This window comes from Streptomyces sp. NPDC046335 (assembly GCF_055587985.1).
On the sequence record NZ_JBVJFF010000016.1, the window covers coordinates 165,515 to 179,071 of the forward strand.

The 13,557-nt window shown below is 70.3% G+C and carries 12 protein-coding genes and 1 pseudogene; 11 read left to right on the forward strand and 2 right to left on the reverse strand.

Features of this window, described 5'->3' with window-relative positions:
- The first annotated feature begins 645 nt into the window (after positions 1-645).
- From ACZ6JY_RS34065 to ACZ6JY_RS34085, 5 genes are all read left to right on the forward strand, one after another.
- Entirely contained in the window at positions 646-897 is a 252-nt protein-coding gene (locus ACZ6JY_RS34065; protein ID WP_469202222.1) for a gamma-glutamyl-gamma-aminobutyrate hydrolase family protein, read from the forward strand.
- Positions 894-1,691, forward strand: coding sequence for a phosphocholine cytidylyltransferase family protein (locus tag ACZ6JY_RS34070; RefSeq protein WP_469202224.1), 798 nt, complete (start codon positions 894-896; stop codon positions 1,689-1,691). The genes ACZ6JY_RS34065 and ACZ6JY_RS34070 overlap by 4 nt, the downstream gene beginning before the upstream one ends.
- Before the next feature lie 152 nt (positions 1,692-1,843).
- On the forward strand, positions 1,844-2,635 hold the full coding sequence (locus ACZ6JY_RS34075) for a class I SAM-dependent methyltransferase (RefSeq protein WP_469202226.1): 792 nt from the start codon (positions 1,844-1,846) through the stop codon (positions 2,633-2,635).
- A 234-nt stretch (positions 2,636-2,869) separates the two neighbouring features.
- The gene (locus tag ACZ6JY_RS34080) at positions 2,870-4,273 is read left to right on the forward strand and encodes an MFS transporter (RefSeq protein ID WP_469202228.1); all 1,404 of its coding nucleotides are present in this window, start codon (positions 2,870-2,872) and stop codon (positions 4,271-4,273) included.
- Between the two features lie 18 nt (positions 4,274-4,291).
- Positions 4,292-5,179, forward strand: coding sequence for a sulfotransferase domain-containing protein (locus ACZ6JY_RS34085; protein WP_469202230.1), 888 nt, complete (start codon positions 4,292-4,294; stop codon positions 5,177-5,179).
- A gap of 123 nt (positions 5,180-5,302) precedes the next feature.
- Here the strand turns inward: ACZ6JY_RS34085 and ACZ6JY_RS34090 are convergent.
- A pseudogene (locus tag ACZ6JY_RS34090) lies at positions 5,303-5,737 on the reverse strand (helix-turn-helix domain-containing protein); the annotation flags it as partial.
- A 213-nt stretch (positions 5,738-5,950) separates the two neighbouring features.
- On the opposite strand from ACZ6JY_RS34090, the gene ACZ6JY_RS34095 reads away from it, so the two are divergent.
- The 6 genes from ACZ6JY_RS34095 to ACZ6JY_RS34120 all read left to right on the forward strand — a co-directional run bounded on the left by ACZ6JY_RS34095 (position 5,951) and on the right by ACZ6JY_RS34120 (position 12,884).
- Entirely contained in the window at positions 5,951-7,807 is a 1,857-nt protein-coding gene (locus ACZ6JY_RS34095; protein WP_469202232.1) for a gamma-glutamyltransferase family protein, read from the forward strand.
- A 130-nt stretch (positions 7,808-7,937) separates the two neighbouring features.
- Positions 7,938-8,765 carry an inositol monophosphatase family protein gene (locus ACZ6JY_RS34100; RefSeq protein WP_469202234.1) on the forward strand — a complete coding sequence of 276 codons (828 nt, stop codon included), beginning with the start codon at positions 7,938-7,940 and terminating at the stop codon, positions 8,763-8,765.
- 77 nt (positions 8,766-8,842) lie between these two features.
- Positions 8,843-10,252, forward strand: a complete 1,410-nt coding sequence (locus ACZ6JY_RS34105) for a phytoene desaturase family protein (protein WP_469202236.1) — start codon at positions 8,843-8,845, stop codon at positions 10,250-10,252.
- Positions 10,249-10,797, forward strand: coding sequence for an O-acetyl-ADP-ribose deacetylase (locus ACZ6JY_RS34110; protein WP_469202238.1), 549 nt, complete (start codon positions 10,249-10,251; stop codon positions 10,795-10,797). Before ACZ6JY_RS34105 ends, ACZ6JY_RS34110 begins: the two co-directional genes overlap by 4 nt.
- A 78-nt stretch (positions 10,798-10,875) precedes the next feature.
- A complete protein-coding gene (locus ACZ6JY_RS34115) occupies positions 10,876-12,369 on the forward strand; it encodes an AlkA N-terminal domain-containing protein (RefSeq protein WP_469202240.1) in 1,494 nt (497 codons plus the stop codon).
- A 14-nt stretch (positions 12,370-12,383) separates the two neighbouring features.
- Positions 12,384-12,884, forward strand: a complete 501-nt coding sequence (locus tag ACZ6JY_RS34120) for a methylated-DNA--[protein]-cysteine S-methyltransferase (protein ID WP_469202242.1) — start codon at positions 12,384-12,386, stop codon at positions 12,882-12,884.
- Positions 12,885-12,941: 57 nt separating this feature from the next.
- Here the strand turns inward: ACZ6JY_RS34120 and ACZ6JY_RS34125 are convergent, their stop codons facing one another.
- On the reverse strand, positions 12,942-13,442 hold the full coding sequence (locus ACZ6JY_RS34125) for an NUDIX domain-containing protein (RefSeq protein ID WP_469202244.1): 501 nt from the start codon (positions 13,440-13,442) through the stop codon (positions 12,942-12,944).
- Positions 13,443-13,557: the final 115 nt, after the last annotated feature.

The window sequence follows — 13,557 nt, forward strand, 5'->3', positions numbered from 1 at the left end:
CAGGTCGGTTCGATTCGCAGCTCGATGTGAACGGCGAGACGGAGCTGCGAGGAGCCGTGGACGCGGTGATCGATTCCTTCGGTGCCGCTGACCCCGAGGATCAGGTGTTGGTTCAGCCGCTGTTATCCGGTGCTGTGGCCAGCGGGGTCGCGTCTTCCTGCGACCCTGGCACCGAGGCGCCCTACCGGCTGGTCAACTGGTCAGAAGGTCCTGACACCGCAGTGGTCACCTCCGGCCAGGCCGGTGTCAAGTCCTGGTACTTTCTGCCCTACCGGCACGGCCACGCGCCCTCTCCTTCCCTTCGAGGTTTGCCCGCTGTGGTCGAGGAACTCGAATCCATACTCGGGAACGAAGCGCCCGGAGAGGGCCAGCCATTCGAGTTCAAGTTCGGCGTGACCCATGACGGATCTCTTGTCCTGTTTCAGATGCGGGCCTTGGCGGCCAAACGCCGCTCGGTGTCCTCGCAGCGGCATCAGAACGCCGTGGCGGCATGTCAGGAGCGGTTTCGCGCACTGAACCGGGAGCGGCCTCCGGCGCTTGGCGCCCAGACCGTACTGGGTGTCATGCCGGACTGGAACCCCGCTGAAATATTGGGTGTGCGGCCCAGGTCCCTTCGGCACCCGACTCGTATCCGTCGAGGGCCACGTGGCCACCGAGCACCCCATCGAAGGCCAGGAGGGGAGTCGGCGAGTCAACAGTTATCACCGCTGGGCCGCACTCGATGTGGCTGCCGGCCTGGAGCCGACCGCATACAGTGGTGAGGTCGTCGAAGCCGTGCGCCACTGCCGTCTGCCACTCGTGGGAATCATGTGGCACCCCGAGCGCACCGAGCCGCCAGACCCCTACGACATCGACCTCTTCACGCGCCTGTTCCAAGGCGAGGGAGGTGCGGCATGAGGGGCGTTGTCCTCGCCGCCGGACGTGGTTCGCGCATGGGCAGCCTCACCGATGACCGCCCGAAGTGTCTTCTCGAACACAAAGGCGCACGGCTGCTGGATCGGCAGTTGGCTGCCCTGCGACAGGCCGGAGTGACAGAAACAGCCGTAGTGACGGGCTGGCAGGCCGAACGGTTCGAAGAACTGACCCCCGGGCTACCCCAGTTCTACAACGACCGCTGGGAGCACTCCTCCATGGTGGACTCGCTGGCTTGTGCGGAGACATGGCTGAGCCAGGGCCCGTGCGTGATCAGCTACGGCGACATCGTCTTCACGCCCGAAGCCGCCCGAGCGGTGGCAGCGGCCCCGGGCGAGATCGCCGTGGCCTATGACCCGCACTGGGAGCAGCAGTGGTCCAGGCGCTTCACCGACCCGCTCAGCGATGCCGAGACCTTCCGGGTGGGAGCCGGCTCCAGGGTGACGGACATCGGCGGGGTCCCGACCTCCATCGGCGAGGTGCAAGGGCAGTACATGGGACTGCTGAAGTTCACCCCCACCGGCTGGTCTGCCGTCAGTGCCTGCCTCGCTACGGCACAGACTGCGCGCACCCGGCGCGACATGACGGGAATGCTCCGCCAGATCGTCCGGCAAGGTGCAATCTCCGTCCGAGCAGTCGCCGTTCCCGGCCCCTGGCACGAATTCGACTCCCGCCACGACCTCGAAGTCGGCCGACCGCAACTCGACGCACTCGACCGGTTGCTGTGGAGTCGCCCCGTTCTCGGAGGGGAGCAGGGATATGCAAGCGAAGAGAAGTGACCTCACAGGCGCCTCGCCGTGCAAACTTCCCACTCGGCCTTCGCGGTCCTCGCCGCCGCCTCCACCTTCCTCGCCGGCGTGAACCACCGGCCAGAACGAGTCGCAGACCTGGTGCCCACCCGAACCAGTCACTTTCGATCCAGGGAGATCTGATGCCGACCACCGCACCTCTGAAGCACGGGGACTTCACGGATCTGGCCCACGACTACTCGCGCTATCGCGAGGGGTACGCCCCTGCGGTGCTGGACGCCTTCACGGGCTTGCTCCGCTGCCCGCCCGCTGAGTGCGACGCCGCGGACGTGGGCGCGGGCACCGGCATCTGGACGCGCATGCTGGCGTCCGCGGGATTCCGCTCGGTCACCGCTGTGGAACCCAATGACGCCATGCGTGCCACCGGCATCGACGACAGCGCGGCAACCACCATCTCCTGGCGGCCCGGAACCGGGGAGGACACGACCCTGCCCGCCGAGAGCGCGGACCTGGTCACCATGGCCTCCTCGTTCCACTGGGTCGATTTCGAGCGCGGCACGGCGGAATTCGCTCGTGTCCTGCGCCCCGGAGGCTGGTTCGCCGCCCTGTGGAATCCTCGCGACATCGAGGCCAGCCCCTTGCTCAGCGACATCGAAGCCGAACTCGCCAGGCTCAAGCCCGACCTCAAACGCGTCTCATCCGGTCGGTCCGGCACGACGAGCACCCTCACCGATCGTCTCTCATCCCATCCGGCATTCGACCGAGTCATCTATCTGGAAGGCCGGCACACCGTAAGTCAAAGCCCTCAGCACTACCTGGGCGCCTGGCGCTCCGTCAACGACGTCAGGGTGCAACTGGGTGAGGATGGCTTCTCCCGATTCCTCGCCTACGTCACAGAACGCCTGGACGGCCTGGAAGCCGTGGAGACCACGTACCTCACTCGGGCATGGGCCGCCCGACGCGCCGCCCCGTGAACCCGGAAACCGGGCCACGGCAACCCGCGGGATTCCTCGGCGCGCTGTCGGCCGAAGCGATCCATTTCAGGGAAACTTTCCGTACGCACCTTTTGGGACGCCGTCGCGGCAGTAACCGGGCCGGGATGCAGTGCGTAACGGACCGAGCAACGTGTCGACGCGGGGAGTGCGGAGTCGATGCCCATTACGGCTAGTTCGAGGGTCGGCGACCTGCGGCCAACGAGTCGAACGGCGTTGCTGGCGATTCTGCTGACGGTGACCAACTTCCTGGTCGTCTTCGACGGACTGGTCGTCACCGTGGCGCTTCCGACGATTCAGCACAGCTTTTCCCTGGCGCAGACGGACGCCCAGTGGGTGTTGACCGCCTATTCTCTTCCCCTGGGCGGACTCCTTCTGCTCGGGGGCCGGCTGGGCGACCGGTTCGGTCGGCGCCGCGTCCTGACCACGGGTCTGACACTGTTCGCTGCCGGTCTCCTGCTTGCTGGGCTGGCTCCCCATACATGGCTGCTGTTAGCCGGCCGCGCGATTCAGGGAACAGGGGCGGCCTTCGCCGTACCGACCACCTTCGCGGTCATCAGTTCCCTCCCCTCACCCGCACAGCGCACCCGCTTGTTCGCGGCCGTCGCGGTGGCCGGGGGCCTGGGTGCGGCGGGTGGTGCGGTGATCGGCGGAGTGGTGACCCAAGGGCTCGGATGGCGGTATGTGTTCCTCTTGTCCGCGCCCGTCGCGCTGCTGGCCGCTGCAACAGTGCCCGTGCTGCTGGCGGGGGCGAAACCCCGGACAGGTCCCCGCTCCCTCGATGTGCCGGGGGCGGTGCTGTCAACCGTCGGGCTCATGCTCCTTGTACTTTCCATCACCAGCACGGAGAGCCGGGGCCTGCTGTCGCTTTCCACGGGAACGGCCTTCGGCCTGTCCGTTCTTTGCCTGGCAGCTTTCCTTGTCCGGGAACGCATGGCGACGGAACCGCTGTTACGGCTCGACATGCTACGCATTCCCTCGCTGCGTACCGCAGTGCTCACCATGCCTGCGAACGAGTTTGCCTACCAAGGAAGCATCTTCGTCGGGCTGCTCTTCCTCCAGCAGGTGCTCGGCTACAGCGCCCTGACCGCCGGACTGGCCTTCAGCCCCCTCGGCCTCGTCGTGCTGTGCGGGTCAGCCCTGGCCGACCGGCTGCTACGCCGTTTTCCGTGGACTCAGGTGGCGGCAGCAGCACAACTGATCAGCGCCGGCGGCCTTGTGTTTCTGTCCTTCGCCTCGGCCGACAGTACGTACTTCCAGCATATTCTGCCCGGCTTTCTCACCCTGGGACTGGGCACCGTTCTGGGAGCCGTCGCCTTCAACGTGGCAGCCGGAAAGGACGTAGCCCCCGGCGACAAGGGAGCCGGCTACGGAGCGTTCGAAACCGCGAAATACACGGCGGGCGCCTTCGCCATCGCCGGCCTGAACACGGTGGCCGTCGCCGTGAGCGATGCCATTGCTTCCGACAACCACACATCAACTCTTGCGTCCGGTTACCGGGCGGCCTTTCTGGTAGCTGCGGCAGTATCTGTGCTCGGAGGAGTCCTCGTCCTCCTCCTGGGCGACCGAGCGGCCACAGGCGAGAAAGGAGAGCACCGGACCACACAGAAGTCACGATAGGCAATCGAAGGAGAAACCGTGAGCGAGGAGATCCATTACCTTCTCCATGGCATACAGGACAGGTACAACGCGCTGTACCAGGAGAACATCAACAAGTTAGGGAACCAAGACATTCTGGTCGCCAGCATCGGCGGCTCGGGGCAATCCTTCCTGGGCAATATCCTGCTCGAACTGGGACTGAACTACGCGGACGCATACACCGAGGTGCTGAACACAGACGGCACGACCGCTCCCGAGCCGGCGTACGCCGACTACCGCAGTCGTCTGGCAGCCACCGCGAAACGCGACGGCGACACCACCCTCCCGAAACGCAGGTGGCCACGCTTCGTGAAAACTCACCTCACCCCGAAATTCTTCACCGAACGTCCGTTGCAGGGCGTATGGGTACTGGTCCGCGACCCACGCGACGCCCTGTACTCCTGGTACAACTTCCGCATCAATTTCGCCAAGGACCCTCTGGACATCCGGGCAGGATCCTTCGAGCAGTGGCTTGACCAGCCGGGCCCGAACGGAGTGAGCCGCCTTGAGGACTGGGGAAACTTCTACGATCAGTGGGCCGATGCGCGAGAGGGTTTCCAACGGACTGCAGTGACAACCTTCGAAGATCTGAAAACTGCACCCATCGCATCCATGCGTGCCGCCCTTGAGGAACTGGATGTCGAAGTTCCCGAACCAGATCTTCCCCGAGCTGTCGAAAACAGCAGCTTCACCGCGATGCGCACTCACGAGGGCGAGCAGCGCGAAGCTGCCCGAGATACTCACGACGCGTCGAAGGCGCGCATCATGCGGAGCGGAACTGCCAATGAGTGGAAATCGTGGATGACGCCCTCACTGCGGGAGAAATTCTCCGCCATGCCTTTGTCCGGCGCGGCCCGCCGGTACGGCTATCAAGCCGGACGTTGGTGACGCCTGTCTTGAGTCGAGAAGCTGGCGGTGATCCACCCGCGGCGCGGTCTGAGTGCCGACGATGCGGGTGAAGTCCCCCGAGCGGCAGCAGGCACCGTTGTCGGTGACGACACGGTGGACGGGGTTGTTGTCTCCGTTGGGATCGAGGAACCGGCGCCGGCCGAGGCCGAGCCGGTCCAGGTGTCTGGTGACGGTGCGGCGGTTGCTGGCGAAGCCGAGGTCAGCCAGTTCGTGGGTGATCCGCTGTGCTGACCACTTGTGCTCTCGCCGCCAGGTCTCGATCTGCTCGGCCACCCATGCCGGAGTTGCCCGCGGACTGGCGTGCGGAGCCGAGTGCCGATCGTGGAGCCCGAGTTCGCCGTGGCGGCGCCAACGGATCACCCACCTGCTCGCGCAGGCTCGCGAGATTCCCGTCGCGGCGGCGACGTGCGCGATGGGCCGGGTTTGGCAGCGCTCGACCAACCGCCGCCGTCCTTCGATGCGCAGGGGCGCGTTGCCGTGTGTCGGTTGACCTCGATAGACATGCCGCGTTCCGCCTGCGCTGGCCAAGGTGGGCATAATCCCCCCCCGCGGTCGAAGGGGGCGAAACTGTGGCAATGGCAAGAGTCGGTCGTGCCGGAGGCGGGGAAGAAGGGGCGCGGGGCGATCGATAGCCTACTGGCGGAGCGGGCCGAGGAGAGCTCCGGCCCGAACTCCCCAGATTCTCCCCAGAATCGATCCTGAGCCCCCATCGGTTTGGCCGATACGCGGAAACATCGAGGTGAGAGCCGTATGTTCACCACCCGCCCCACGCTCCAGGGAACCTTCGGCATGGTGTCGTCCACCCACTGGCTCGCCTCGCAGTCCGCGATGGCCGTGCTGGAGGACGGAGGCAACGCCTTCGACGCCGCGGTCGCCGCCGGGTTCGTTCTGCACGTGGTCGAACCGCACCTCAACGGGCCCGCCGGCGAGGTGCCCGTCATCCTCGCGCCCGCGGGCGGCGACGTGCGCGTGCTCTGCGGGCAGGGCCCCGCGCCCGCGGGCGCGACCGTGGCCCACTACCGCTCCCTCGGCCTCGACCTCATACCCGGCACAGGACCGCTCGCCGCGGCCGTGCCCGGGGCGTTCGACGCGTGGATGGTGCTGCTGCGGGACCACGGCACGAAGCCGCTCGCCGACGTCCTCGCGTACGCCATCGGGTACGCGGAGGACGGGCACGCGCCCGTGGAGCGGGTCACCGAGACCGTCGAGACGGTGCGGGGACTCTTCGAGACCGAGTGGCCGTCATCGGCCGAGGTGTACCTCCCGGGCGGTGAGCCGCCGCGCCCCGGTGAGCTGCTGCGCAACCCGGCGCTGGCGGCGACGTGGCGGCGGCTGCTCGCGGAGGCGGAAGCGAAGGCGGCAGCGAAGGCGGAAGCCGGGGCCGGTGGCTCGGGCGGCGCGGGCACGCGCGTGGCGGTGATCGAGGCCGCGCGGGAGGTGTGGCGCGGGGGATTCATCGCCGAGGCGCTCGTCCGGCAGGCCCGGGTGCCGACCATGGACACCAGCGGGGCGCGGCACACGGGGACGCTGTCGGCGCGGGACCTGCGGGGCTGGTCGGCCTCGTACGAGGACCCGGTCACGTACGACTGGAACGGCTGGACGCTGTGCAAGGCGGGGCCCTGGAGCCAGGGGCCCGCGTTCTTGCAGCAGCTCGCGCTGTTGCCCCGGGACGTCGCGGAGCTTCCGGCGTACGGGTCCGCCGAGTACGTCCACCTGCTGGTGGAGGGGTGCAAGCTGGCCATGGCCGACCGGGAGGCCTGGTACGGGGACGCGGCGGCCGACGGCGGCGTCCCGGTGGGCGAGCTGCTCTCGGAGGAGTACAACGCCGCCCGGCGGAAGCTGGTCGGGGACACGGCCTCGTACGAGCTGCGGCCCGGCGCGCCCGGCGGGCGTTCCCCACGGCTGTCCGCGCACGCCCTCGCGGTGGCCTCCGGGGACGGGGCGGTCGCGGCCGTCGAGGCCTTCGGGGGCGGGGAGCCGACCGTGGCCGGGGACGGCGGGACGCGGGGCGACACCTGTCACATCGACATCGTCGACCGCTGGGGGAACATGGTCTCCGCCACGCCGAGCGGGGGGTGGCTCCAGTCCAACCCCGTCGTGCCCGAGCTGGGGTTTCCACTGGGTACGCGGTTGCAGATGGCGTGGCTCGACGAGGGGCTGCCGAACTCCCTGACCCCGGGAAGGCGCCCGCGCACCACGCTGACTCCCTCCCTCGCCCTGAAGGACGGCGTGCCCGTCATGGCCTTCGGTACGCCCGGTGGCGACCAGCAGGACCAGTGGCAGGTGCACTTCTTCCTCGGCGTGGCGTTGCGGGAACCGGTGCGGGGCGGCCCGGACCTCCAGGGCGCGATCGACGCCCCCGCCTGGCACACGGACAGCTTCCCCGGCTCCTTCCACCCTCGCGGGATGCGTCCGGGCAGCGTGACGGTGGAGTCCCGGACGCCTCCGGAGGTCGTCGCTGAGCTGCGGCGCCGGGGGCACGACGTCCTGGTGGGCGGTCCTTGGTCGGAGGGCCGGCTGTGCGCGGTGGCGCGGGATCCGCGTACCGGCGTGCTGTCGGGGGCGGCGAACGCGCGGGGGATGCAGGGGTACGCGGTCGGCCGGTGAGTACGCCGGTGAGTACGGCGGTGAGCGCGGTCCAGTGGCCTCGCCGGGCGAAGCCAGGGGTTCCCCCGGGATTCACCCCGCGTTCAGCCGGGACGTACGCGTTGTCAGTGGGGCGTGCTCTCATGGAGACATGATCGAAGAGTTCTTGACGCAAGGCGTTCACGATGTCGAGGAGGCCCTCAGGAAGGCCGCCGCGACCGAGGTGATCCCCCGCTTCCGGCAGCTCGCCGAAGGCGACGTCGTGGAGAAGAGCGGGCCCCACGACGTCGTGACGGTGGCCGACCGTCGCGCGGAGGAGCAGCTCACCACCGACCTGGCCGCCCTCCTGCCGGGCTCGGTCGTCGTCGGCGAGGAGGCCGTCCACGCCGACCCGACGATCTACGAGGCGATAAGCGGCGACGCCCCGGTCTGGATCGTCGACCCCGTCGACGGGACCCGGCAGTTCGTCCGGGGCGACCCCGGCTTCTGCATGCTCGTCGCCCTCGCGGTCGGCGGCGAGGTCCAGGCCTCCTGGACGTACGCCCCGGCCCTGGACGAGTTCGCCGTGGCGGTCCGCGGCAAGGGTGCCTGGCTCGACGGACAGCGGCTGACCGCCGGTGCGCCCGAGGCGGGCAAGGCGCTCGAAGTGGCCACCTCCCACCCCGACTTCACCACCGAGGAGCAGAAGCACGCCCTCCTCGGGCTGCGGACCGAGGGTGTGCGCCCCCGGCCCTGCGGCTCGGCCGGTCTCGAGTATCTCGCCATCGCCAGGGGCGAGCTGGACGCCGTCGCCTTCTCGTGGGAGCTGGCCTGGGACCACGCCGCCGGGCTGCTGCTCGTCGCCGAGGCCGGAGGCGCCTCGCTGACCCTGTCCGGCGAACAGTTCCGCATAGCCGGTGGCAACGCGCTGCCGTTCACCGCGGCGCGCGACGCCGCCACGGCCCGCCGGGTCGTGGATCTTCTCGCCGCGGGGGCCTGAGCCGGCCGGCCGGGACGTCCGGCCTATCCTGTGCGGCAGTGGCCACCGGCTGACGAAGGAGTCCGAAGGTGCCGTCGATGCTTGATGCCGTCATCGTGGGAGCGGGACCCAATGGGCTGACCGCCGCCGTCGAGCTCGCCCGTCGCGGCTTCTCCGTAGCCGTGTTCGAGGCGAAGAGCACGGTCGGGGGCGGGTCGCGCACCGAGGAGCTGACCCTGCCCGGCTTCCGGCACGACCCCTGCTCCGCGGCCCACCCGCTGGGCGTCAACTCCCCGGCCTTCCGCGACATGCCCCTGGACCGGTATGGCCTGGAGTGGCTCCAGCCACCGCTGCCCATGGCGCACCCCTTCCTGGACGGCAGCGCCGCCGTGCTGTCCCGTTCCGTGGGGGAGACCGCCGCCTCCTTCGGACCGCGGGACGCGGGGGCCTACAGACGCCTGGTAGAGCCCTTCCTCCCCAAGTGGGACATGCTCCTGCGGGACTTCATGTCGCTGCCCATGAGCTCCCTGCCGCGCGACCCCGTCACCCTCGCCCGCTTCGGGCTCGCCGGGCTGCCCCCCTCGACGTGGCTGATGCGGCGCTTCCGCGACGACAAGGCCCGCGCCCTCTTCGCCGGTCTCGTCGCGCACGTCATCGCGCCCCTCGACGGCATCGTCACCGGCGGCGTCGGCATGGTCTTCGCGCTGGCCGCGCACGCCCGCGGCTGGCCCGTCGCACGCGGCGGATCGCAGTCGATCGCCGACGCCCTCACCGCGTATCTGAAGGACCTCGGCGGCTCCGTCCACACGGACTACGAGGTCAAGCGGCTCGACGACCTGCCCCCCGCGCGTGCCTACGTCTTCGACACCTCGCCGACCGCGCTCGCCCGGATCGCCGGCCTGGGGAGCGTGTATGAGAACTATCGCTACGGAGCCGGTGTCTTCAAGGTCGACTACGCCCTGGACGGGCCCGTGCCCTGGACGGCGCAAGAGGCGCGGTCCGCCGGGACCGTGCAGGTCGGCGCGAGCAGCCGGGAGATCGGCGCCGCGCTGCGGGCCGTCTCACGCGCGGGGCGAGCGCCGGACGCCCCGTTCCTGATCACCGTGCAGCCCAGCCTCGTCGACCCCTCCCGCGCCCCGGCGGGCAAGCACGTGTTCTGGGCGTACGGCCATGTGCCGAACGGCTGGCAGGGCGACCTGACCGATGCGATCGAGCGGCAGCTGGAGCGCTTCGCGCCGGGCTTCCGTGACCGGGTCCTCGCCCGCGCCACCGCGGGACCGCCGGAACTCGCGGCGCGCAACGCCAACTACGTGGGCGGCGACATCGCCTGCGGTGCCGCGAGCGGGCTGCAACTGCTGCTTCGGCCCAAGCTCTCCCTCTTCCCGTACGGCACCCGGCACCCGGCCGTCTTCCTCTGTTCGTCGGCGACACCGCCGGGACCCGGCGTCCACGGCATGTCCGGGCACAACGCCGCCAAGGCGGTCTGGAAGCGGCTGCGCGCCGTATGAGGGAGACAAGCGTGACCGTGCCCATCGTGCTCGTCCAAGGCGACATCACCCGCCAGCGCGTCGACGCCGTCGTCAACGCCGCCAACTCCTCGCTCTACGGCGGCGGTGGCGTCGACGGCGCCATCCACCGGGCCGGGGGCCCCGAGATCCTCGCCGACTGCCGGCGGCTGCGCGCGGCGCGGTACGGCAAGGGGCTGCCCACCGGCCGCGCCGTCGCCACCGTCGCGGGACGCCTCGACGCGCGGCACGTCATCCACACGGTGGGGCCCGTCTGGTCCGCCACGGAGGACCGCTCCGAGCTGCTCGCCTCCTGCCACCGCGAATCCCTGCGCGTCGCCGCCGAGCTCGGGGCGCGCACGGTCGCGTTCCCCGCGATCTCCACCGGGGTCTATCGCTGGCCGGTCGACGACGCGGCGCGTATCGCCATCCGCACGGTCAGAGAGGCCGCCGACCCCGCGCTCCTCGACGAGGTGCGCTTCGTGCTCTTCGGCCGGGCGGCCCATGACGCGTTCGCGGCGGAGCTGGCCGCCCAGGAAGACGCGTAACGCGCCGGTCCTGGCAGCGTGAGGTTGATGTCGGATTCTCGCCAGTCACGAGTGGGGGCATCCGGAATGCTGGAGCGCATGCACACCGACACCGAGCGCTGCGTACGTGCCGTGCGGTCGAAGGACGCCCGCTTCGACGGCTGGTTCTTCACCGCCGTCCTCACCACCCGCATCTACTGCCGGCCGAGCTGCCCGGTCGTGCCGCCGAAGGCCGAGAACATGACCTTCTACCCGAGCGCGGCAGCCTGCCAGCAGGCCGGATTCCGGGCCTGCAAGCGCTGCCGCCCCGACAGCAGCCCCGGCTCGCCCGAGTGGAACCACCGGGCCGACCTCGTGGCCCGCGCCATGCGCCTCATCGCCGACGGCGTCGTCGACCGCGAAGGCGTCCCGGGCCTCGCGACCCGGCTCGGCTACAGCGCCCGGCAGGTGGAGCGCCAGCTCCTGGCCGAACTGGGCGCGGGCCCCCTCGCGCTCGCCCGGGCCCAGCGCGCGCAGACCGCGCGGCTGCTCATCGAGACGACCGCGCTGCCCATGGCGGACATCGCCTTCGCCGCCGGGTTCTCGTCGATCCGTACGTTCAACGACACCGTCCGCGAGGTCTTCGCGCTCGCCCCGGGGGAGTTGCGGGCCCGCGCGCCGAAGCGGGCCGCCGCCGGGGCCGCGGCCTCCGGTACGTCCGGCGTGATCAGCCTGCGGCTGCCGTTCCGTGCGCCGCTCAACCCCGACAACCTCTTCGGGCACCTCATCGCGACCGGCGTGCCGGGGGTGGAGGAGTGGCGCGGCGGCGCGTACCGGCGGACCCTGAGCCTCCCCTACGGGCACGGGATCGTCGCTCTCACCCCGCACCCCGACCACATCGGCTGCCGACTCAGCCTGACCGACCTGCGCGATCTGACCATCGCGATCAGCCGCTGCCGCCGCCTGCTCGACCTGGACGCCGATCCGGCGGCCATCGACGGCCTGCTGCGCGACGACCCGCTGCTCGCGCCCCTCGTCGACAAGGCTCCGGGACGACGGGTGCCCCGTACGGTCGACGAGGCCGAGTTCGCGGTGCGTGCCGTTCTCGGCCAGCAGGTCTCCACCGCCGCCGCCCGCACGCACGCGGCACGTCTGGTGACCGCCCACGGCGAGCCCGTCGAGGACCCGGAGGGCGGCCTCACCCACCTGTTCCCCGGCCCGCTGCGGCTCGCCTCGCTCGACCCCGAGTCGCTGGCGCTGCCCCGCAGCCGCCGCACCACGCTGACGACCCTCGTACGCCATCTCGCCGAGGGCGGCATCGGCCTCGGCTCGGGGAGCGGCTGGGAGGAGGCACGCGCCCGGCTCGCCGAGCTGCCCGGCTTCGGGCCCTGGACGGTCGAGGTGATCGCGATGCGCGCGCTCGGCGATCCCGACGCCTTCCTCCCCTCCGACCTGGGCATCCGGCGCAGCGCCCGCGAACTGGGCCTGCCGCACACGCCCGCCGCGCTCACCGCCCGCGCCGCCGCCTGGCGGCCCTGGCGGGCCTACGCGGTGCAGTACCTCTGGGCCATCGACGACCACCCGATCAACGTCATCCCGGCGCGGGATGCGTGAATGAGGACGTGACCATGGAACGCGTGCACACCCTGATGGACAGCCCGTACGGGACGCTGACGCTCGTCGCCACCGACGGCGTCCTCAGCGGCCTGTACATGACCGATCAGCGCCACCGCCCGGCGCAGGAGACCTTCGGCGACCGTGACGAGGGCCCTTTCAAGGAGGCGATCAGCCAGCTGGAGGCCTATTTCGCGGAGGAGCTGACGGAGTTCGACCTGGAGCTCCGGCTCGACGGGACACCGTTCCAGCGCACGGTCTGGGACGAGCTCGTACGCATTCCCTATGGGGAGACCCGTACGTACGGCGAACTCGCGGAGATCCTCGGCAGGCCGGGCGCGTCCCGGGCCGTCGGTCTCGCCAACGGCAAGAACCCGATCAGCGTCATCGTGCCCTGCCACCGCGTCGTCGGCGCCAACGGCAGCCTGACGGGGTACGGCGGCGGGCTCGACCGCAAGCAGCGGCTCCTGGCCTTCGAGGGCGGGACCGCGGCGGCCGTGGACGCCCTGTTCTGAGAGCGGGCGCCGCGGTCGTTGTGGCCGCCGGGTCGCTGTGACCGGCGGGCGCCGGGTTCAGCCGACCCGGTGCCCGTTCTCCAGTTCCGCGGTGTGGCCGTCGCGCGCCAGCACGCCGAGCGCGGCCGTGACGCGGCGGCCCAGGGGTTCGGGCAGCAGTTCGGTGATGTCCTCGGGGTCCACCAGGCGCCAGGAGAGCAGCTCATCCTCCTGGAGCCGGACCGACTTGAGCTGCTCGGGGGTGAGCACGCCGCCGTCGTAGAGGTAGGCGACCAGCGGCGGCCGTACGCGTTCCGCCCCCGAGGGCACCCAGTCCACCGCGAGCAGCCGCCCCAGCTCGACGTCGAGGCCGATCTCCTCGGCGGTCTCCCTGCGGGCGCCCTGGCGCGGCGTCTCCCCGTCGTCCGACTCCACGGTGCCGCCGGGCAGCGCCCACCCCTCGCGGTAGTTGGGCTCGACGAGCAGCAGCCGGCCCTCCGCGTCCCTGAAGAGCGCGGCGGCCCCGACGATGACGCGCGGCAGGCCCGCGATGTACGTGGCGTAGTCCTGGATGGTCATCGGGGAAGCGTACCCAGGAGCTGATCGATCATTTCTCCCTCAGAGTCACCCGATCTCCCTCAGAGGCACCCGAAATGTAGTGCCAAAACATGACGAGCCCGCCCCCTGAGCCGTC